We start from the raw sequence: 19,758 nt of genomic DNA on the forward strand, positions 1-19,758 counted from the left end.
CTTACGTGTGGGTGCGGTCGGTAGGTGGGGTCAGGAAGTCGGGGGTCAGGCGGTCGGGGATTCGGTGGCGAAGGCGAGCAGGTCTTCGGAGAGTTGGGCGGCTCTGGTGGCGAACAGGCCGTGGGCGGCGTCCGGGTAGGTGCGGAACGTGGCCTTGGGGAGCAGGTCGGACGTGGGGCGGGCGCACAGTTCGTAGGGGGCGCCTATGTCGGCCGTGCCGTGGACGATGAGGACCGGGAGGTCCAGGGCCGCCACTTCGGCGCGCTGGTCGGTTTCGAAGAGCGTGCGGTAGAGCTCGATGGCGGCGCGCGGTGAGGTGTCCAGGGCGGTCTGCACCAGCCAGTCGGCCAGGTCGCGGGAGATGCCGAGGTCCTCGGGGGCGGCTGTCGGGCCGCCGAAGAACGGGACCGTGAGTTGTCTCAGCCAGCCGACGCGGTCGAGGCGGATCGCCGCGATCATCTCCTCCAGCAGCGCGGGCGGGAGTCCCTGCGGGTTGTCCGGGGCGAGCTGCATGAAGGGGGTGGTGGAGGCGACCAGGGCCAGTCTCGTGACTCTGTCGGTGCCGTGGCGGTGCAGGTAGCGGACGGCTTCGCCGCCGCCGATGGCGTAGCCGACTAGGACGGCGTCGCGTACGTCCAGGTGGTCCAGGACGGCGGCGAGGTCGTCGGCGAGGGTGTCGTAGTCGTAGCCGGTCCAGGGCTTGTCCGAGCGTCCGGTGCCGCGGCGGTCGTAGGTGATGCAGCGCAGACCGCGCTCGGCGAGGTAGGAGGCCTGGAACTCCCACATGCGGGAATCGAGCATCGCGGTCCCGAGCAGGACCACGGGGCGGCCCTGGCCCCAGTCCTGGTAGGAGAGGGTCGTGCCGTCGGGGGTGGTGAGGAGCGTCATCGGGTCTCCGGGGATGGGGTGGGGCGACGGCCGCGGCCGCCGGCCCTTGAGCGTCTGGAGGCGGCGGGGCGTGCCGTGCCGTGCCGTGCGGGGGGGGGGACCCGGCAGCGCGGCGAAGTGCGGTGCGTTGCGGTGCCGGGTGGTGCCAGGTGGTGCGGGGCGGGGATGCGGGGTGCGGGTCCGGGGTGCGCGGGGTGCAGGGTCCGGGGTGCGCGGGGTGCAGGGTCCGGGGTGCGCGGGGGTGGGGCGCGGGTGCCGGGAGCGGGGTGCGGTGGGCGCGGGGTGCGGCGGGCCTGTGCCAGGGCCGCCCGGTGGACGGCGGGCCGACGGCTCCGGGGACGGCGGCCGGGGGCGGCGGCCGGGGGCGGCCGGGGTTGCGCGGCCGTGGCGGCTCGGGGATGCGCGTGTGGAGCGCGGGCGCGGGGGCGGGCGGTGCGTCGGCGGGGTGCAGGGCTGCGGGCCTGCGGGACGCCGCCTGCGGGGTGTGGTCTACGGGATGTGGTTCACGGGATGTGGTTCACGGGATGTGGTTCACGGGATGTGGTTCACGGGATGTGGTTCACGGGGTGCCCTGGGTGGGGGCCGTGCCGGTCCGAGGGGTGGGCCGGCACGGCCCGATCGTCACCAGGTGACCGGCAGGTGGGTCACACCGTGGAAGACGGTGTCCTTGCGGAAGAGGGTCTGGGCCTCGGCCGTCAGCCGCAGGTTCGGGAAGCGGCGGAGCAGGGCCTTCATGGCGATGGCCATCTCCATCTGGGCCAGCGGCTTGCCCTGGCAGAAGTGCGGGCCGTAGCCCCACTGGAGGTGACCGCTGGTGTCGCGGTCGATGTCGAGCTTGTGGGGGCAGCCGTAGACGCGTCCGTCGTGGTTGCCGGCGGGGATGGAGATCACCACCGGGTCGCCGGCCTGGAAGACGACCCCGCCGACCTCGACGTCCTCGATGGCCTGGCGGAGGATCGCGTCCTGGGAGATGGACCAGTAGCGGAGCGACTCCTCGACGAACTGCGGCACGAGTGCCCCGTCGTCGGCGGCGACGCGCTCGCGCAGTTCGTCGTCGCCGAGCAGGCTGAGGATGTTCAGGGCGATCTGGTTGGTGGTGGTCTCGTGCCCGGCCACCAGGACCAGCAGGGATATGCCGACGAGTTCCTTCATGGTGATCTCGCCGGATGCGACGTGGGTCACCAGACGGCTGATCAGGTCGTCCTCGGGGTCCTTCAGCTTCCGCTCCCCCAGTTCGTGGAGGTAGGCGGTGACATTAAGGTACGCGGCGTAGGCGGTGGCCGGGTCCTCCTGGGATATGACGGTCTGGGTGGTCTCCACGAAGTAGGTGTAGTCGGCCTCCGGGACGCCCAGCAGGCGGCCGATGACCAGGGTGGGGAGCTTCCGGGAGAAGGCGTCGTGGAGGTCGGCCGGCTGCGGCAGTGCGGCGAACTCGTCGAGCAGCCGCTCGGTGAGCGCGCTGACGTCGTCCTCCAGTCCGCGGACCCGGCGGGCCGTGAACTCCTTCTGGATGAGCCCTCGTAGTCTGCCGTGCTCGGGGTCGTCCATGCGGAGGTACGAGCTGGGGCGCTCGCCCGGGGGCAGCTGGATGCGGACCGGGGCGCCGGGGCGGGTCTCGTCCGCGCTGAGCAGGGGGTGGGAGAGGGCCGTACGCACGTCCTCGTAGCGGGTCACCAGCCAGGCCAGCCGGGAGCTGGTCGCACCTTCCGGGATCCGCACCGCCGTGGGGGGCTTGAGGCGCAGTTCGTCGAGGATCGGCGGCGGCATGCCCTCTTCGGTGCGGGGGAACGGCCAGTCGAGGGCCTCTTCCCGGAGGGTTTCCAGGGACATCGGGTCCTGCCTTTCAGCGGGTTGGGGGCATTCGAGGGGTCGTGGAATGTGTGGCGGCCGGGGCGCGGCGGGTGTGTGCGCGGCCCCGGCCGGGGGTTTGGTGCCTGCCGTGGGGTGGGGGCGGGCTGCTCGCCGGGGGGGGGAGGGGGCGGGGTGGCGAGCGTGGGTCGAGTGGGTCGAGTGGGCTGGGTGGGTCGGGAGGGGTTTGGGGGTCGGGTGGGGCTTTAGGGGCGCAGGCCCACGTGGGTGCCCATGGAGGTCGCGGCGTGGACGTAGAACGCCTCGGGGTCGGCGGCCACGCCGGCGATGTGGCCGTAGACCTCGAAACCGACCATGCCGTGGAGCTGGGTCCAGGCGGTGAGCATGCGGGCGACGACGGGGTCCGGGAGTCCGGCGAGCAGGCCCGCGGTGAGCGGTTCCACGTTCCGGCGCATGCCCTCGGAGAGTTCGGGGTCCTCGGCGTGGTCGGCGAGGGTGCCGGCGTCCTTCGCCTGGTGGAGCGTGGCGAGGAGGGCCAGGACCGTACGGGCGCCGGCGGCCATCGTCTCGGGGGGAGCGCTGTAACCGGGGACGGGGGCGGCCCAGATCAGGGCGTACTCGTCGGGGTGGTCCAGGGCCCAGCGGCGTACGTTCAGGCAGATCTCGACCCAGCGGGCCAGGGGGGTCTGCTGGGTGGCGGTGCTCTGCTCGGCGGCGGCGCCCATGGAGTGGTACGCGCCGAGGACGAGGTCGGTGAGGAGGTCCCATTCGCCCGGGTACGCCTCGTGGGCGGCGGCGGCTTCCACGCCCGCGTCCTGGGCGAGTTCAGTGAGGTCGAGTTCGACGAGGCGGCGGCGGGGCAGACGGGCTGTTGCGGCTTGACGGATGGCTTCGCGTACCGCTTCGGCCGTGTCCTTGCGGGTGCCGTCAGCCCCTGCCTCCGTGTTTGCGTTTGCCTTTGCCGAGATCACTTCTTCGTTTTCGGCACTCTTGCCCGAGGGGTCGGTGGCGTCCATCCGGCGGCTCCTCTCTCGTCGTCCGTCCGTACCTGTGCGCAGCCGTCTCATCTGATCATCCGCAGGTCAACGCACCTGGTTCGGCGCGGTCGGCGCGCGGCGAAGACTTGCGGCCAATGCCAGACGAACACGCTGTACTGACACGGTGCTGACGAATGGACTGTTTCCTTCCGCCATTCGGGGGGCGGCTGAAAATCGTCTGGGGTGGGGTGGAGGGGTTCGCTCCGGTCGTGACGGAAAACATTGTTCCGTTTTGTTTAGGGAGCGGGGTGGTGGGGCGGGGTGGGTCAGGGGGGTTGGGGGCGCGAGGTGGAGAGGGGGTGGGCGAGGGGGAGGGGGTGGAGAGATGAGTGGGTTGGTCGGGGTGGCCGGGGTTGGGGGTCGTGGCGGGCAGTTGGTCGGGGGTGCGGGTGGGGCGGAGGAAGGGGCGATTGGCTGGGGGCGGTGGTTCGGGGGGTGGGCGGGCAGGCCGGAGTCGGGTGGCGGTGGGAGGGGGTGGGGCGGATCGGCCGGTTGGTGGTTTCGGGGACGTGACGGGTGCCGGCGCGGGGGTGGAGGGATGTGCCGGAAAAGGTGACGGGCTGGTGCGGATGGCACATCTGCGCTGGTTGGGGTGGCATGCGGCGACTTGGGGTGCCGGTGGGCCGGCGCGGTGGAGCGCTGGGGCGGCGTATGTGGGATGAGCGGGTGGGGAGGAGGCCGGGCGCTGGGGGGTTGTTGCAGAGGTTGCGGAAAGTCGTTGCGGACTGAGGGCGGGTGGACTCGGGTGCGGAGGTGGGGGTGTGGGCTCGTGTGGCCGGAACCGGATGGGGGTGGGTGGGGCGTGGGAGAAGGGGCGCGCCACGTGTGAGGGCGAGGGGGCGTGCTGAGGGGGTGGGCGTGATCGCGGGCCGCGCCGGACTCGGGTACCCGGGGTGTCGGGGTGCCGAGGGCGCGGGTGCGGTGCCGAGGGGCGCGGCCTCGGTGCTGCGCGGCGGGGGCCGGGGGCGGGCATCAGTGGACAAGGGATGGCGGGAATGTGGTGAAGATGTGATGGGAGTGTGGTGGCGCGTCAGGCCGGAGGCAGTAAGTTCGGCTTGAAATCGAGGGCGTCACCATGGAATCGGCGGTGGGGAGGCGCGTTCGCCGGTACATCGGGCCTACAGAAGGCCTGGGACCGAAGCTCGAACGGGGCTACTCAGCCATGGGGACTCGGTGTCGGTACCCACCGGACACCCGTCCCCCCGGCGGGCACCACGCGAGAGGGTCGATGGTGATGTCGCCGGACGGCGGCGCCTACGGGCCGTGCGGCGGGCGCCGCCGGAACCACCTCGGCAGGGCGGCCGTAACCGACGCTGTACGGCCGGCGCCCGGCCGGGGGGTGCGGGGCCGTCGCCCGGGCGCCTGGTGCTGGGGCGGGGCGCGGCGGGACACGCCAGGCGAGCCCGCGCAGGCCGGGCAGGGCGGGGCCGTCGGCGGTGCGCACCTGGTCGCCCTCTTGAGGCGGGGGCTTCGACTCGCACCCGGTGCGGTGCACGGGATGGAACCCGGGCCCTCCCGAGCCGGCGGACGCCGGACCGCGCGCGGCGGCTGGTGGCCCGGGCGCCGGACGCTGAGGCAGGGCGGATCGGAGCGGATCGGAGCGGATCGGGGCAGGCCGGGCGGGTAGGCCGGGTGCCTCGGCTCGCGCCGTGCCGTGCGGTGCGGTGCGGTGCGCGGCATGGGACTCGGTCCCCCTTCCGAGTCGATGGGCGGCGGACCGCAGGGTGGCTGGTGGCCCGGGCGCCTGGTGCTGGGGCGGGGTGCGGCGGGACACGCCGGGCGAGCCCGCGCAGGCCGAGCAGGACGGTGGCTTCGGCTCGCGCCCGGTGCGGTGCCCGGGGCATGGGGCCCGGTGCCCGGGGCCCGGTGCGGGGCCCGGGGCATGAAAGCGGCCCCCGCCTCGGCACCAGGGGGTGGGATGCCGGGGTGGGGGCTTCGGGGGTGGGGCGGGTTGCGCAGGGGCGGTCTCGGGCGGGTCGGCCCGGGGTGGTGCTCCGGAGCGGGGTGCCGCGCGGAGTGTCCCGGAACAGCCGCCCGGGGTGTCCCGGCTGGCTGCTCGGGTGGGCGGCTCGGTGCGGTGGCCCCGGCCCCGGGGGCTGGGAAGGCTGCCCCGGAGTGAACAGTCCGGGAACGGCTGCCCCGGAGTGGGGGCTCCGGGGGCCCTTTGGAGTGGTCGGGGGCTTGGGGCGGGGTGGTCAGGGGACGGGTTGGAGGGTGGAGGTGAGGCCTCGGGTGAGGGCGGGGGCGTGGGAGAGGACCAGGTGTTCGATCTCCCGGAGGGTGGGGGAAGGGTCGATGCCCAGTTCTTCCGACAGGCGGCGGCGCATCAGGCGGTAGATGTGGAGGGCGTCGGCCTGGCGGCCGGAGCGGTAGAGGGCGATCATGAGCTGCTCGCAGAACCTCTCCCGCAGCGGGTGGGTGTTGTGGGTCTCCTGGAGTTCTGCGAGGAGGGCCGAGTGCCGGCCGAGGGTGAGCTCGGCTTCGAAGCGGAGCTCCATGGCCCGCATCCGGTACTCCTCGTAGCGGGCGCAGGCGAGTTGGCAGATGGTGCCGCCGGTGAAGTTGCCGAAGACGGGACCGCGCCAGAGGGCGAGGGCGTCGCCGAGGAGGACCGCGGTGGCGCTGGGGTCCCTGGCGGCGAGGAGTTCGGCCTGGCGGACGGCCTTCACGAACTCGGAGGCGTCCAGCTCTCCTTCCTGGAGGGCGATGCGGTAGCCGGAGGGGTGCATGGTCACCCGGCTGCCCTTGCGGTCCGGCTCCAGTTGCTTCAGTTTGCGGCGGAGCCGGCTGATGTGCGCCTGGAGGGCGTTGGCCTCGTTGTCCGGCAGCGACTCCCCCCACATCTCGTTGACGAGGCTCTCGCCCGAGATGGTCTGGCCCTCGTTGACGAGGAGGGTCTGGAGGAGGGTCCGCTGGAGGTCGCCGGAGACCTCCAGGCTGCCGGACCGGGTGTGGATCTCAAGCGCGCCGAGGATCGAGAAGCTCAGCATCCTCTGCTCCTGACGTCGGAGTCGGCCTCTCTCCGTGCCGGCGCCCGGTCGGCGTCGGTCACTTCGAGGTGGCCGGGGTGATCGAACCGCATGAAGCCCCCCTTACAGGACGGTTCCTCACGGCTGCCGCCGCTGGGACATGGCCCGGAGCGGCAGCCGGCCTGATTACATACATACACGAAGGTATGTGAGTTGGATATGCGTGGACCTTATGAGGCTTTTTCTATGAGGTGAAGCACCGGACGCCCAGAGGGCGCCCGGTCATCCCGGCAGGAGGCCGAGCTCTCGCAGTTCGTGCAGTACGCGATCGGCTCGACCGGGCGACATGTCCAGTTTCGCCAGGATCCTGGGGACGGTGATCGCCGCCAGGACGTGCTGGAAGAGGAACTCGACCCGGCGCTGGAGGTCGCTGCGGCCCTCCAGCAGTTCGGACACCAGCTGAACTCCGGTGAACGTGCCCACGAACAGCCGGGCCACGTCGGCCACGTCCGTGTCGGGGTGCAGTTCGCCCCGTTCGGCCGCGGCGGCCAGCAGTCCGCGATTGTTCTCGTCCCACGCCTGGAACAGCCGGATGCGGGACCGCTCGTCCAGCCCGGTCTCCAGGGAGAGTCGGATGCTCCCCTGGACCATCGGGTCGTTGCAGATCCGATGGGCGAAGAGGACACCCGTGTCCACGAGCTCCTGGAGCTTCACAGCCCGCGGGATGATCGGGTACATATCGGACAGCTGAGCCTCCAAGACGACCTTGGCCAGCTCTTCCTTGGACTTGAAATGGTGATAAAACGCCCCGCGGGTCAACCCGAGCTTGGAGTAGACATCGGCGATGATCGCGCCGTTGAACCCCTTCTCGGCGAAGACCCCGCCGGCCGTCTCCACGATCAGCCGGCGCGTTCGCGCCGACTGTTGTTCCCGCTGACTCACGTGATCCTCCCGATGTTCCTGATGCTAGCGGCACCTTGATTCGTTGCCAAGCATACCTCCATGCATGTATGTTCCTGCACTAAGGTCAAGTCGCCGCCGTGGGGACGGTGCGCGACGGTGCGACTACAAGGGGACAGCAGTGATCCACGACCGCCGAAGGTCCGCCCAGCCGTTGTGAAAGAACTTTCACTACGGCTGGGTTTGTGTTTTCGACCAACGAGAAATCCCAAAAGAACCACTGGCCGCAAATGACCGCGCCATGTAATCATGCAGCGCACGACAAGCACTCGAACAGTGCTCAAGTCGCGCTCAAGTGGCATACTGCACACCGCACTGCACCACTCGTTCCACCCTTCAGCAAGACATTTTTCGTATTCGCCGGTGGGCGGCGTTTACGAACTATTCAACCTGATCGAGATCCGGGGTAAACAAGTGAGAGCCTGCCCGTTCACGCATGCCATAGATCCGCTCGGCCGCGATATCCACGGCGAGGCGGCGGAGATCCGGACGGCCGGCCCGCTGGTGGAGGTGGAGCTGCCCGGCGGGGTCTCCGCGTGGACCAGCGGAAGCCAGGAGGTGACCAAGCGGCTCATGACCGACCCGCGGGTCTCCCGGGACGCCTACCGGCACTGGCCCGCCTGGATCGACGGCGATCTGGCCGAGACGTGGCCGCTGGCCATCTGGGTGTCGGTGCAGAACATGTTCACCGCCTACGGCGAGGAGCACGGCCGGCTGCGCAAGCCGGTGACGAAGGAGCTCACCGCGCGTCGGGTGAACACCCTCCGGGAGAGCATCGAGAAGATCGCCGAGGACCTGCTCGACGGCATCGCCCTCAAGGCAGCCGAACAGCCGGTGATCGACCTTCGCCGGGAATTCGCCGAACCTTTTCCCAACCAGGTGGTGTGCCAGCTCTTCGGCATTCCCGAGGAATCACGCGCGGATCTGCACCGGATGATCACCGGGATATTCAGTACCGCGGCTTCTCTGGAAGAAGCCAGGGAAAACCAGGTCCTGCTGTACCTGACGATGGCGGAATTCCTGTCCGCAAAGCGACAGAACCCAACGGACGACCTGACCTGCGATCTCATCGCCGCCTACGGCCAGGGTGAATCCCCGCTGAGCGAGAAGGAGCTCATCGACACGTTCATCCTGCTGTTCACGGCCGGCTACGAGACCACCGTGAATCTCCTCGACAACGTCATCTCCGCGCTCCTGACCGACCCCGGGCAGCTGGAGCTGATCCGCTCCGGCCGGGCCTCCTGGGAGGACGCGGTCGAGGAGTCGCTGCGCGTGGACGCCCCCGGGGCGTACTCCCTGCTGCGGTACGCCGTCGAGGACCTGACCGTGGAGGGCGCCGGGGGAACGGTCGTCCGCAAGGGTGACCCGGTGCTCGTCGCCTTCGCCGCGACCGGCCGGGACCCCGAGGTGCACGGCCCGGACGCCGACCGCTTCGACATCACCCGGCCGACCCGGCGCAACCACCTGGCCTTCGGACACGGGGTGCACCACTGCCCCGGCGCCCCGCTGGCCCGGCTGGAGGCGGCCGTGGCCCTGCCCGCGCTGTTCCGGCGGTTCCCCGACCTCGCGCTCGCGGTCGACCCCCGGGAGCTGGCCCCGCAGCCGTCCTTCATCTCCAACGGGCACACCGCGCTGCCCGTCGTACTGGGCCGACAGGCCCCGGCGGTCTGAGCACACCGCCGCGGCCGGTGAGCCGTGAGCCGGTGACCCCGCCCTGACGGCGGCGGACCGGCCCGCCCCGGAACCACCCCTGAACCACCCCTGAACCGGCCCTGACCAGGCCGTCCGGACACCGCGCCCACCGCCGGGCCCGGTCTCCCGCGCCCCCCCCTGAGGCGCACCCCCCGCGCACCGCACCCGCGCCAGCGCGCGCACCGCCGCATGCCCATGCAGCGCGCGTACAGCCGCACCCACCGAGCCGCCGTCCCCTGACCAGGGAATCCCCCCGGCCGCTCGACCTGCCCTGTCCGCACAGCCCGCCCTTCTCACGACGAGGTGCCCTGCCATGTCCACGATCCAGACCGAACGATCGATGACCTCCGCCGTCGCGGCGAAGCCGCGGCTCACCCGCCGTCCGGTGGCGGGTGCCCCCCGGCCGGTGCGGGCCGGCCGGCCGCTCCCCGCCATCGCCGAGCTGACGTACCTGCTGTTCGACCAGCAGGACCGCGGCCGGGTGCACCTGCCCTGGCGGGAGATGGTCCGGGGCGAGGCGTTCCGCCGCCGGCCCGGACTGTCGGTGGACGAGAACATCGCCGGGACCTACGACCGGCTGCGTGTGGTCAACCAGGCCATCGGCTCCGCCGAGGAACTCGCCGGCGACCCCCGGCAGCTCGCCAGCCTGCACGAGTGGACGGCCGTGGTGGACGGGGCCCTGCCCACCCTGCTGGGCATCCACTACAACCTGTTCCTGGGCAGCCTGCTGGACCACGACGCCGACGACCGCCGGGACCTGGCGGCCTTCACCTCGATGGACCGGGTCGGCACCTTCCTGTGCACCGAGCTGGCCCACGGCAACGACGCGGCCGCCCTGGAGACCACCGCCACCTACGACCGGGAGACCGGCGGGTTCGTGCTGCACACCCCGCACGACGGGGCGCAGAAGTTCATGCCCAACACCAGCCCGATCGGCGGTCCCAAGAGCGCGGTGGTGGCCGCCCGGCTGGTGGTCGACGGCGCCGACCAGGGGGTGTTCCTGTTCCTGACCCCGCTGGGCGACGAGAACGGGACGCTGCCGGGGATACGGATCAGCCGGTTGCCGCACCGGTACGCCAGCCCGGTCGACCACTGCCTGACCTCCTTCGACCAGGTGCGGCTGCCGCGGGAGGCGATGCTGGAGGGCGAGCACGGGCGGCTCGACGCGGAGGGCGTGCTGAGCAGCAACCTGGGCAACCGGCGCAAGCGCTACCTGCGGTCGATCGGCCGGGTCACCGCGGGCAAGCTGAGCATGAGCGCGTACGCCGTCGGGGTGACGCGGGCGGCGCTGGCCATCGCCGTACGGCATTCCCAGCACCGGCAGATCAGTGCGCCCAAGGCCGGGGAGACGGTGCCGATCGCCGCGCACAGCAGCCACCACTCGCGGCTGCTGGGGGGCATCGCGACGGCGTACGGGATGACCTTCCTGCACCGGGCGACGGTGGCGCGGGCCACCGACGGGACCTCGGGGGATCCGGCGGCGACGGACCGGCTGGTGGCCGTGTCCAAGGGGTGGATCACCTGGCAGGCGCGGTCGGTGGCCATCGAGTGCCGGGAGCGGTGCGGTGCGCAGGGGTTGTTCCCCGACAACCGGCTGGCCGAGTTCCCGTTGAACCTGGAGGGGGCGGTCACCGCGGAGGGCGACAACCTCGCGGTGTGGGTGAAGGCAGCGGCCGAGGCGGTGTTCGGGCACAACGCGGAGTCGGAGTCGGAGTGGGCTGCGGCGTACGGGCGGCCGGTCGGTGACGGTTTCGGTGTGGTGGAGGGTCTCGGGGTGCTGGGGGATCTGCGGTTCCTGCGGGGGCTGTTCGCCCAGTCGGAGCGGATCTGGCAGCAGCGGGCGCGGGCCGCGCTGCGGAGCGGTCCGGCGGGTGATCCGCTGGGGCGGTGGAACGCGGCCTCGGCGCGGGCGCTGCGGATGATCGAGGCGCATGCGCAGCTGCGGGCGGCGGACGCGTTCCTGGCGGCGGTGGACGCCGCGGACAATCCGGTGGCGCGGTTCCTGCTGGAGCGGCTGTGCCGGCTGTTCCTGCTGGAGCGGCTGCGGGAGATGACGGGGGACCTGCTGGCCGGGGGGCTGCTGACTCCGGCGGACGTGCAGGCGCTGCCGGACGCGGTCGACGGGGCGGTGGCCGAGCTGGCGCCCTATATGACGGTGCTGGTGGACGCCTTCGATCTGCCGGAGGAGTTCTTCGCGCAGGTGCCGATCGCGCAGGGGCGTCTGGTGGGGGCCGGGTTCCTGGTGGGCTGACGGGCCGGTCACGGGATCCGGTCGTACGGGATCCGGTCGTACGGGGCGGGCCGGTCAGACGGTGAGGGCCGCTTCTATCCACCTCCGGACTCCGTGGGGACGCATCCGGTGGAGTCGGCCGACGGTGTCGGCGACCCGGTGGGAGCCGCCGAGGGAGAGGAACTTCTCCCGGACCGTCTCGGTGTGGTGCAGATGGGTGTCGGGGCCCGCTGCGCCGACGGGTATGAGGCGGCCGCGGGAGACGGTGCGGCCGTTGGCGAACCGTACGGTGACCCGGGCGCCGGTGGCCTTGGTGGAGCGGGTGAAGTCGTGCTGCTCCGGGCCGGCGGGGCCGAGCATGTCGATGAGGTCCTGGCCGCCGAAGCCGCGTATCCAGGGGTCGGCGCGGGGGCCGGCGGCGCGGACCGCCTCGCCGAAGGGGGCTTCGGAGCGGAAGAGTTCGCGGGTCATGTCGGTGTCGTGCTCCAGCCGGACCCGGCCGGCCAGTTCCCAGCGGTCGGGGTCGTTCAGGGCGGGCGAGGCGAAGTCGTCGACGGAGAACTCGCCGGTGAGCAGGGTGGTGGCCACCGGGTAGGGGGTGTCGAGGACGAGGGCGCCGAGGGGTGAGCCGGGGCCGTTGACGTAGGCGGCGGCGCGTTGGCCGGCGAAGAGGGTGTAGAGGGAGGCCTCGACGACGATCTCCTCGACCTCCTCGGGCCGGATGGGGCCGAGGATGCGGTGGAGTTCGGCGGCGCAGTCTATGGCGGCGTCGATGCCGGGGCCGCCGGGGTGCATCTTGAAGGAGAGGGTCTCGGTGTGCCAGCGGCGTCCCAGGCCCTTGGCCACGGCTTCGGGGAGCGGGACGGTGGCGAAGCGGGCGAGGAAGCCGTCCTCGTGTTCGATGATGTCGGGTGCGCCGCGCAGTCCGACGGCCGCGGCGTCGCAGGCGTCCATGGCGGTGCGTACCGGGGTGAGGGTGTTGAAGAGTCGGGCGTCGCTGGCGAGGAAGGCCCGCATGAGGGGCCAGTTGGGCATGGCGAAGGCCAGTCCGAGGGAGTCCAGCCACTGCTCGGCGGGGGCCAGGTCGCAGTGCAGGCGGCCGGCGACGGCTCCGGCGAGGTGGGTGTGGACGGCGCTCTGGCCGCGCAGCGGGCCCAGGGTGGCGGAGGCGGTGATGCGGGCGGCGACCTCGTTGGCGGCGACCACGGCGGTGAGCAGGTGGAGGCCGTCGAGGTGGCGGGCGTGGGCGTAGGCCACGGGTACGGCCACGGTGGAGTTGGAGAGGTGGCCGGCGTAGGCGGTGTCGTCCAGGTTGAGCCAGGATCCGAGGGCGGAGAGCACCGCGGCGGAGTTGCGGGGGTCGCGTTGCAGCGGGTTGCCGAAGGCGGAGACGAGTTTGCGGCCCAGCGGGTGTGCGAGGCCGGCGCGGATCGAGGCCAGTTGGGAGAGGACCTGGCTGGCGGCGAGTTTGAGGACCCGGCAGGGGATGTCGCGGGGGCGCAGGTTGGCGGCCCAGTGGGCGAGTTCCCGCAGCGGGGTGTCGGTGATCTTGTGGGAGAGCGGGGGGCCGGGCAGGTGCCATCCCTCGCACAGGGAGTGCGCGACGCTCTCCCCGATTGCATACGCCATGGCTGCTGGACCTGGCCTTTCCGCGCTGGTGTCGGGCGGGACGCCGGGGCCGGGACGCTGTGCGCGTCCCGGCCCCGGTGTCTCGGACGGTGTTCGCCGGTGTGGCGGGTCAGGCGGCGGGGACCTTGTCCAGGAAGCCGTAGACCCCGGTGATCTTGCCGGCGCCGTCGGTGACCAGGACGTCGAAGCCGATGGCGATGGGCTCGGCGCCGGCCTCGGTGACCAGGCCCCACTGGAAGCGGGCGATGTTGTGGTGGGTGTCGACCGCGCCGTGCGGCTCGAAGCGCAGGCCCTGGAACTGCTCGCGGGCGCCGGCCAGGACGGCGGCGATGCCCTCGTGGCCCTCGACCGCGGCGAGCGGGTCGATGTAGGGGGCCTCGGCGGTGAACAGGTCGGCGATGCCGGCGGCGCGGCGGTCGGCGTCCGGCTCGTTCCAGAGGGCGAGGTACTGGGTGACGGTGTTCGTCAGGTCGCTCATGGGCGTGCTCCTTTTATGAGGTATAGGTAAAAATGCCGCCGGAAGCGGCGCAGGGTCCGGCCGGCCGGACGGGGCCGGCTGCGGCCCTCGGGCCGGGTGCCGGCCGCGGGCCGTGGTCCGCCCGTGGCCGTCATGGCCGGGGGCGGTCGACCGGTGCCCAGGCGGTCAGCGCGCCCGGGAGTACGTGGAAGGTGGCGGTGCCACCGAGGTCGTGCTGGTATTCGCCGTCGTGTTCCAGGGGCAGCCGTCGGCCGTCCGTGCGTTCGACGGTGATCTTCCGGCCGCGGGCGTAGACGGTGCCGGGCCGGTCGAGGTGGGCGGCGGTGAGGGAGAGTCCGGGGACTTCGGAGGCGGTGGTGCCCTCGCCTATGACGCAGACGTCGAGGAGTCCGTCGTCGAGGCGGGAGTGCGGCAGGATGAGGTACTGGCCGCCGCGGTAGCGGCCGCCGCCCACGTTGGCCAGGACGGTGGGGCCCTCGTGGACGACGTGGCCGTCGACGGTGACCCGGCCCGGGTAGGGCTGGTAGTCGCGGGCGGTGTCGGCGAAGGCGCGGGCGTAGCGGGCCTTGCCCACCAGGGGGATGTCCCGGGCGGTGATGAGGGCGTCGGCGATCACTCCGCTGCAGGAGCCGAGGCAGACGACCCGGTCGGTCTCGGCGAGCAGGGCGAGGTCGAGGGCGCGGGGGGCGACGGTGCCGTCCTGGCCGGCGTCGGCGAGGACGGCCTTGAGCGCGTCGGTCCAGTGCCGGTCGCCCCAGAGCATCCGGTAGTTGGAGTTGCCGGTGCCGCCGGGGACGATGAACAGGGCGGCCTCGGGCCGGCCGGCGAGCCCCTGGACCACCTCGCGTACGGTGCCGTCCCCGCCGACGGCGACGACCAGGTCGGGCCGCGGGCCGGGGGCGGCCAGGGCCTTGCGGACGGCGTCGGTCGCGTCCTCGGGGGCGGTGGTGTAGTACACGGTCACCGCGTCGAGGAAGCCGGAGCAGAGTTCCTCGGCCTGGGCGATCAGCTCGGGGCTGTGGGTGCCGGAGGCCGGGTTCGCGATGATGAGCGCCCGGGTGGGGGCGGCGACGGCGGGGCTGTCGGCCATGTCGGGCGTACTCCTTAGCTCGGAAGACCTGGAGCGGGTCCTGCCGGTCGGCACGCGGCAGGGCTGGTGTTCGGGCCGGGAGGACCCACTCTTCCAGCGGGCGGTGACACGGCTCTGACGCCCGGCTGACGGTCCTTCCTACGGGCTACCAGGTGACGAGGAGGCTGCCGAGTCCGTAGTTGATGGTCTGCTCGCGGAAGACCACGGCGTCGGGTCCGTCGGCCAGGCGGAGGTCGGGGAAGCGCTCGAAGAGGGCGCGCAGGGCGAGCCCCAGTTCCATCCGGGCGAGGGAGATGCCGGGGCAGAGGTGGGCGCCGTAGCCGAAGGCGATGTGCTGGCCGGCGTCGCGGTGGATGTCGACCTTGCCGGCGTCGGGGAAGACGGTCTCGTCGTGGTTGGCGCCGGGGTAGGCGAGGATGACGCCGTCGCCCTTGGCCATGTGGACGCCGCCGAGTTCGGCGTCCTCGATGACGACGCGGACCTGGTTGTCCTGGGTGATGGACCAGTAGCGCAGGAGTTCCTCGACGGCGTTGGGGTACAGCTCGGGCCGGGCGCGGAGTTCGGCGAGCTGGCCGGGTTCGCGCAGCAGGCTGAGGACGCTGAGGCCGAGCTGGTTGGCGGTGGTCTCGTGGCCGGCCACCAGCAGGAGGCGGGCCATGGCGACGAGGTCCTCGTGGGTGAGCTGGCCGGTGGCGACGTAGTCGACGGAGAGCCGGCTGAGGAGGTCGTCCTGGGGGTCCTGGCCCTTGGCGACGATCAGCCGGTCGAGGTACTGGGTCATCTCGACGAAGGCGGCGAAGACCTGTTCGGGGGTGGCGTCCTGGGCGAGGACGGCCTTGCTGAGGGCGGAGAACTCGCGTTCGTCGCTGTCGGGGACGCCGAGCATGCGGCCGATGACCAGGGCGGGGAGGGGGCCGGCGAAGTGCTCGACGAGGTCGACGGGGCCGTCGCCGCGGGCGGCTTCGAGTTCGACGAGGAGCTTTTCGACTAGTTCCTCGACGGACGGGCGCAGGGCGCGGGTGCGGCGGGCGGTGAACTCGGTCATCGCCATGCGGCGCAGCCGGTGGTGTTCGTCCCCGTCCATGCGGGTGAAGGACATGGCGCGGGGGGTGGGCGGGATGGGGATGCGGACGGGGAAGCCGGGCTGCATGTCGTCCGAGCTGAAACGCGGGTCGAGGAGGATTCTTCGGACGTCGTCGAAGCGGGTGACGAGCCAGGCCTCGCCTGTCCGGATTCTCACTCTGACGGGCGGCTGCTCGCGGAGTGCCGCGTAGGCGTCGGGCGGGGAAAAGGGGCAGCTCCGGGGCATGGGCCAGGTGGCGAGTTGCTCTGCGGCGACGGTCATGGGGTTCCCCTCGGATTGGCTGGTATGTGCCGTCCGTATCGTCGGGCGTGGGCCTGATCCGGCCCTGACGCCGAATGACACATTCCGGGAATATCGCCAATGAGAGACGTAGGGAATGCGTAGGACCGATGTAGGCGGGGGCGTAGACCAGGCGTAGACAGGGGGTGGAATGCGAAGTTCCGTGCGGGGAGGGGCACGGAAAAGGCGGATGCCCCCGGAGCGTGGGCTCCGGGGGCATCCGCCGTGACGGACGTGCGGGGGAAGGGGTCAGGCGTCGACCGCCTGCTTCTTCGCCGCCTTGGGAAGCAGTTGGACCAGCAGGGCGACCACCACGCAGATCCCGGCCTGGACGTACAGGCCGGCCTGGAAGCCGTCCGAGTAGCCCAGGGCCGTGGCCGTGTGCCCGGCCTGGCTGAAGAACACGACACCGATGACGGCGATGCCGAGGGCGTTGCCCATCTCCTGGGCGCTGGAGAACACCCCGGACGCGGCGGCGGCGTGGTCGGTCGCCACGTTCTCCAGGATGATCGAGGTGAGCGGGGCGACCACCAGGCCCATGCCGAAGCCGCAGACCACCATGGCCGGCACGCACCAGCCGACGGAGCCGTCGGCGCCCAGCGCGGAGGCCGTCAGGGCCAGGGCGACCGCGCCCGTGCCGACGACCAGGGCGCCCACGGCGACGATCTGCCGGCCCATCGCGGCGGCGAGCTTCGGCGCCATCCCGGAGGAGACGAAGAAGCCCAGGCCCAGCGGGATGAAGAGCAGCCCCGAGGCGAACGCCGAGGTGCCCTTGCCCTGCTGGAGGTAGAGGGCCAGGCTCAGGAAGAACGAGGCCATCACGCAGAAGTACACCAGGATGGTGACGCTGCCGAGGCGGAACCCCTTGTCCTTGAACAGGACCGGGGACAGCAGCGGCGAGCGGCCCAGCCGGCCGAGCCGGCGCTGGTGCAGCCAGAACGCCGCGAGCAGCGGTACCGCGCCGGCGAGGGAGATCCAGGTCCAGGTGGGCCAGTCCTTCTCCCGGCCCAGGACCAGCGGCACGATGATCGCGGCGATGCCGGCGGTGGCCAGCAGCACACCGCCGATGTCGAGGCCGGTGCTCTTGTCCTCCGACTTCGACTCCCGCACCAGCTTGGGCGTGAGCGCGAGGATCAGGATGCCGATCGGCACGTTGACCAGGAACACCGTGCGCCAGTCCCAGCCGAACAGGTCGACCCGGATGAGGACTCCGCCGATCAGCTGGCCGAAGACGGCGGCCGCGCCGAGGACGATGCCGTACGCGTTGAAGGCGGCGACCCGCTGCTTGCCGGCGTACGTGGTGTTCAGGATGCCCAGGGCCTGCGGGATGACCAGGGCGGCGGCCGCGCCCTGGAGTCCGCGGGCGACGATCAGCTGGTTCATGTCGGACGCGATGCCGCAGGCCAGCGAGGCCAGGGTGAAGATCGCGACACCGATCGCGTAGATCCTGCGGCGCCCGTAGAGGTCGCCGAGGCGGCCGCCGGTGATCAGCAGCACCGACAGGCCGACGGCGAAGGTGACGGCGACCATCTGGATGTCGGCGGCGGTGGCGTGCATGTTGGACTGCAGCGACGGGATCGCCACGTTGACGATGAAGAAGTCCAGGTTGGTGATGAACACACCGGCCAGGACGACGATCAGCGCGCCCCAGCCCGGTTTGGCGGCGCCCCCGGTGTCCGCGGACGCGACGGGGGCCGCCGCGGTGCCGGAGCCGGTGTCCAGGGCGACGGGCGGGGTCTGGGCCTCGGTGCTCATCCGACCTCCGCAGTGACCAGGCGCAGCAGGCGCTGCGCGAAGTGCGTGGTGACGGCCTGGGCGTGCTGGTCGATGTAGAAGTGGCCGCCCGGGTACTCGCTGTGGCCCAGGTAGTGGGGGCTGCGGCCGGTCCAGTGCTTCATGGCCTCGGGGTCCTCCTGGAGCGGGTCGGAGGCGCCGCCGTAGGAGGCCAGCGGGCAGCGCACGCCCGCGCCGTCGTCCACGTACTTCGCCGAGACGCGCAGGTCGGCGCGGAGGGCCGGGACGACCAGGGCGAGCATCTCGGGGTTGTCGTAGACCTCGGCGGGGAAGGACCCCAGCTTCTTGATCCACTCGACGAGCTCGGGGTCGGGCATCCGGCTCTGCTCCTCGGTGGGGATGAAGAAGCCCTGCGGGGACCAGCCGGACATGCCGACCATGATCGGGGCGGGGCCGCCCTCCTCCTCCATCCGGATGGCCAGCCGGAAGGCCAGCTGCGCGCCCAGGCAGTGCCCGAAGAACGCGAACGGGCGGCCGTCGTCCGTCTCGGCGAGGACGGCCTCGTGCAGGGCGTCGAGGAGCGGTTCCCACTCCTCGTAGGAGATCTCCTCGCGGCGGTTGTGGCGGCCCGGGAGGGTCACCGCCTGGGGGGCGATGTCCGACGGCAGGAGGGACTCCCACTCGCGGTAGATGATGGCGCCGCTGCCCGCGTGCGGAAGGAGGAACAGACGGACCGCCGCGTCCGGGGACGCGTCGGCCGGCTGGAACCACTGGCCCTCTCGGGACATCGTCGATCCGATGCCACTGGTCATGTCGTGGGGCTCCCAACGGTAGTGAGGGTGATGTCCGGGAGGACGAGGTCGCTTGCGGGTTCGAGCGAGCGGACCGCCGGGAGCAGGACTTCGGCGATCTGCTTGAGCTGCGGCTGCGGGTCGAGCGAGCCGATGCGCAGGACGAGGTGGCGGGCTCCGGCGCGGACGTAGGCGGACAGCCAGTCGGCGCAGCTCTCGGCGCTGCCCCAGGCGTAGGCCTGGACGGTGGACATCTGCTCCAGGGACCGGCCGTAGTAGTGGTGGATGTAGTGCTCCAGCTCGGCCTTGGCCGCGCTCTCGCTGTCGTTGACGGTGACCGTGGCGTACAGGGCGGGGGTGACCGCGGCGGCGCCGCGGCCCGCCTCCTCGGCGAGTTCGGCGATGCGGCGGCGGGCGCGGCCGTAGGCGTCCACGTCGGGCAGGAAGGGCAGCCAGCCGTCGTATCCGGCGGCGACCCGGGCGAGCACCCGGGGGGTGTCGCTGCCGGCCAGCCACAGCGGCGGGCCGCCGGGGGTGGCGGGGGCGGGGAGCCGGTCGAGGCGTTCGGCCTGCCAGTTCTTGCCGTGGAAGTCGCGGGGGTTGCCCTCCGCGGTCGAGTTCCAGGCGGTCCGCCAGAGGCCGGTGATCTCGTCGAGGCGGCCGGCCCGGCCGGCGAAGGAGGCGCCGACGGAGGCGAACTCCTCCTCGGTCTCGGGCATCGGGAAGCCCGAGCCGAGGCCGAGGACCAGGCGGCCCTGGGCCACGTGGTCCAGGCTGGAGATCATGTTGGCGCCGATCAGCGGGTGCCGCAGGGCCGGGGTGAGGGCCGCGGTGCCGACGGTGATCCGGCTGGTGACGGCGGCCGCGGCGGAGAGCACCACGAGCGGGTCGAGCCGGGGCCGGGCGGTCAGGGAGTCCCCCGCCCACAGCGAGTCGAAGCCGAGGTCCTCGGCCTGCCGGGCGAAGTCCAGCAGCGGGGCCGCCGCGTAGTGGTCGTTGATGGCCTGCTCGCGGGTGGGCAGCAGGACACCTATGCGCAGGGGTCCGGCGGGCTGGGACATGGTGGGCTCCGTTCGTACGGGGTTCCG

At 72.0% G+C, this 19,758-nt stretch carries 14 protein-coding genes; 2 read left to right on the forward strand and 12 right to left on the reverse strand.

The genetic code is table 11. The features are described from left to right. Nucleotides 1-45: 45 nt before the first annotated feature. The 5 genes from ACZ50K_RS33650 to ACZ50K_RS33670 form a co-directional block, all read right to left on the reverse strand. On the reverse strand, nucleotides 46-888 hold the full coding sequence (locus ACZ50K_RS33650; RefSeq protein WP_468910360.1) for an alpha/beta fold hydrolase: 843 nt from the start codon (nucleotides 886-888) through the stop codon (nucleotides 46-48). Nucleotides 889-1,509: 621 nt separating this feature from the next. Next, on the reverse strand, nucleotides 1,510-2,718 hold the full coding sequence (locus ACZ50K_RS33655) for a cytochrome P450 (RefSeq protein WP_468910363.1): 1,209 nt from the start codon (nucleotides 2,716-2,718) through the stop codon (nucleotides 1,510-1,512). A gap of 224 nt (nucleotides 2,719-2,942) precedes the next feature. After that, nucleotides 2,943-3,713 carry a TetR/AcrR family transcriptional regulator gene (locus tag ACZ50K_RS33660; protein ID WP_468910365.1) on the reverse strand — a complete coding sequence of 257 codons (771 nt, stop codon included), beginning with the start codon at nucleotides 3,711-3,713 and terminating at the stop codon, nucleotides 2,943-2,945. Nucleotides 3,714-5,929: 2,216 nt separating this feature from the next. Continuing rightward, nucleotides 5,930-6,724: an AfsR/SARP family transcriptional regulator gene (locus ACZ50K_RS33665; protein WP_468910368.1), complete on the reverse strand. Its 795-nt coding sequence runs from the start codon at nucleotides 6,722-6,724 to the stop codon at nucleotides 5,930-5,932. Between the two features lie 261 nt (nucleotides 6,725-6,985). Beyond that, nucleotides 6,986-7,645: a ScbR family autoregulator-binding transcription factor gene (locus tag ACZ50K_RS33670; protein ID WP_468910370.1), complete on the reverse strand. Its 660-nt coding sequence runs from the start codon at nucleotides 7,643-7,645 to the stop codon at nucleotides 6,986-6,988. A gap of 432 nt (nucleotides 7,646-8,077) precedes the next feature. Between ACZ50K_RS33670 and ACZ50K_RS33675 the strand changes: the two genes are divergently transcribed. Next, nucleotides 8,078-9,334: a cytochrome P450 family protein gene (locus ACZ50K_RS33675; RefSeq protein WP_468910371.1), complete on the forward strand. Its 1,257-nt coding sequence runs from the start codon at nucleotides 8,078-8,080 to the stop codon at nucleotides 9,332-9,334. 334 nt (nucleotides 9,335-9,668) lie between these two features. After that, nucleotides 9,669-11,606, forward strand: a complete 1,938-nt coding sequence (locus tag ACZ50K_RS33680; RefSeq protein ID WP_468910373.1) for an acyl-CoA dehydrogenase family protein — start codon at nucleotides 9,669-9,671, stop codon at nucleotides 11,604-11,606. A gap of 54 nt (nucleotides 11,607-11,660) precedes the next feature. Here the strand turns inward: ACZ50K_RS33680 and ACZ50K_RS33685 are convergent, their stop codons facing one another. The 7 genes from ACZ50K_RS33685 to ACZ50K_RS33715 all read right to left on the reverse strand — a co-directional run bounded on the left by ACZ50K_RS33685 (nucleotide 11,661) and on the right by ACZ50K_RS33715 (nucleotide 19,731). After that, on the reverse strand, nucleotides 11,661-13,214 hold the full coding sequence (locus tag ACZ50K_RS33685) for an MmgE/PrpD family protein (protein WP_468910376.1): 1,554 nt from the start codon (nucleotides 13,212-13,214) through the stop codon (nucleotides 11,661-11,663). Nucleotides 13,215-13,323: 109 nt separating this feature from the next. Beyond that, nucleotides 13,324-13,692, reverse strand: coding sequence for a nuclear transport factor 2 family protein (locus ACZ50K_RS33690; protein WP_468910379.1), 369 nt, complete (start codon nucleotides 13,690-13,692; stop codon nucleotides 13,324-13,326). Between the two features lie 130 nt (nucleotides 13,693-13,822). Next, entirely contained in the window at nucleotides 13,823-14,782 is a 960-nt protein-coding gene (locus ACZ50K_RS33695; protein ID WP_468910382.1) for a diacylglycerol/lipid kinase family protein, read from the reverse strand. 145 nt (nucleotides 14,783-14,927) lie between these two features. Continuing rightward, nucleotides 14,928-16,127, reverse strand: a complete 1,200-nt coding sequence (locus ACZ50K_RS33700) for a cytochrome P450 (protein ID WP_468910383.1) — start codon at nucleotides 16,125-16,127, stop codon at nucleotides 14,928-14,930. Between the two features lie 267 nt (nucleotides 16,128-16,394). Further along, nucleotides 16,395-17,900 carry an MFS transporter gene (locus tag ACZ50K_RS33705; RefSeq protein WP_468910385.1) on the reverse strand — a complete coding sequence of 502 codons (1,506 nt, stop codon included), beginning with the start codon at nucleotides 17,898-17,900 and terminating at the stop codon, nucleotides 16,395-16,397. Further along, nucleotides 17,897-18,691: a thioesterase II family protein gene (locus ACZ50K_RS33710; RefSeq protein ID WP_468910388.1), complete on the reverse strand. Its 795-nt coding sequence runs from the start codon at nucleotides 18,689-18,691 to the stop codon at nucleotides 17,897-17,899. The genes ACZ50K_RS33705 and ACZ50K_RS33710 overlap by 4 nt, the downstream gene beginning before the upstream one ends. Next, complete coding sequence (locus ACZ50K_RS33715; RefSeq protein ID WP_468910390.1) at nucleotides 18,688-19,731, reverse strand: LLM class flavin-dependent oxidoreductase; 1,044 nt, start codon at nucleotides 19,729-19,731, stop codon at nucleotides 18,688-18,690. The genes ACZ50K_RS33710 and ACZ50K_RS33715 overlap by 4 nt, the downstream gene beginning before the upstream one ends. Nucleotides 19,732-19,758 lie beyond the last annotated feature (27 nt).

The organism is Streptomyces sp. NPDC033845, assembly GCF_055576225.1.

Excerpts from the sequence above, each read along its gene's own strand:
- ACZ50K_RS33715 (WP_468910390.1), bottom strand. The coding sequence starts at position 19,731 with ATGTCCCAGCCCGCCGGACCCCTGCGCATAGGTGTCCTGCTGCCCACC.
- ACZ50K_RS33700 (WP_468910383.1), bottom strand. The coding sequence starts at position 16,127 with ATGACCGTCGCCGCAGAGCAACTCGCCACCTGGCCCATGCCCCGGAGC.
- ACZ50K_RS33660 (WP_468910365.1), bottom strand. The coding sequence starts at position 3,713 with ATGGACGCCACCGACCCCTCGGGCAAGAGTGCCGAAAACGAAGAAGTG.
- ACZ50K_RS33685 (WP_468910376.1), bottom strand. The coding sequence starts at position 13,214 with ATGGCGTATGCAATCGGGGAGAGCGTCGCGCACTCCCTGTGCGAGGGA.
- ACZ50K_RS33710 (WP_468910388.1), bottom strand. The coding sequence starts at position 18,691 with ATGACCAGTGGCATCGGATCGACGATGTCCCGAGAGGGCCAGTGGTTC.
- ACZ50K_RS33655 (WP_468910363.1), bottom strand. The coding sequence starts at position 2,718 with ATGTCCCTGGAAACCCTCCGGGAAGAGGCCCTCGACTGGCCGTTCCCC.
- ACZ50K_RS33695 (WP_468910382.1), bottom strand. The coding sequence starts at position 14,782 with ATGGCCGACAGCCCCGCCGTCGCCGCCCCCACCCGGGCGCTCATCATC.
- ACZ50K_RS33665 (WP_468910368.1), bottom strand. The coding sequence starts at position 6,724 with ATGCTGAGCTTCTCGATCCTCGGCGCGCTTGAGATCCACACCCGGTCC.
- ACZ50K_RS33650 (WP_468910360.1), bottom strand. The coding sequence starts at position 888 with ATGACGCTCCTCACCACCCCCGACGGCACGACCCTCTCCTACCAGGAC.
- ACZ50K_RS33680 (WP_468910373.1), top strand. The coding sequence starts at position 9,669 with ATGTCCACGATCCAGACCGAACGATCGATGACCTCCGCCGTCGCGGCG.
- ACZ50K_RS33705 (WP_468910385.1), bottom strand. The coding sequence starts at position 17,900 with ATGAGCACCGAGGCCCAGACCCCGCCCGTCGCCCTGGACACCGGCTCC.
- ACZ50K_RS33690 (WP_468910379.1), bottom strand. The coding sequence starts at position 13,692 with ATGAGCGACCTGACGAACACCGTCACCCAGTACCTCGCCCTCTGGAAC.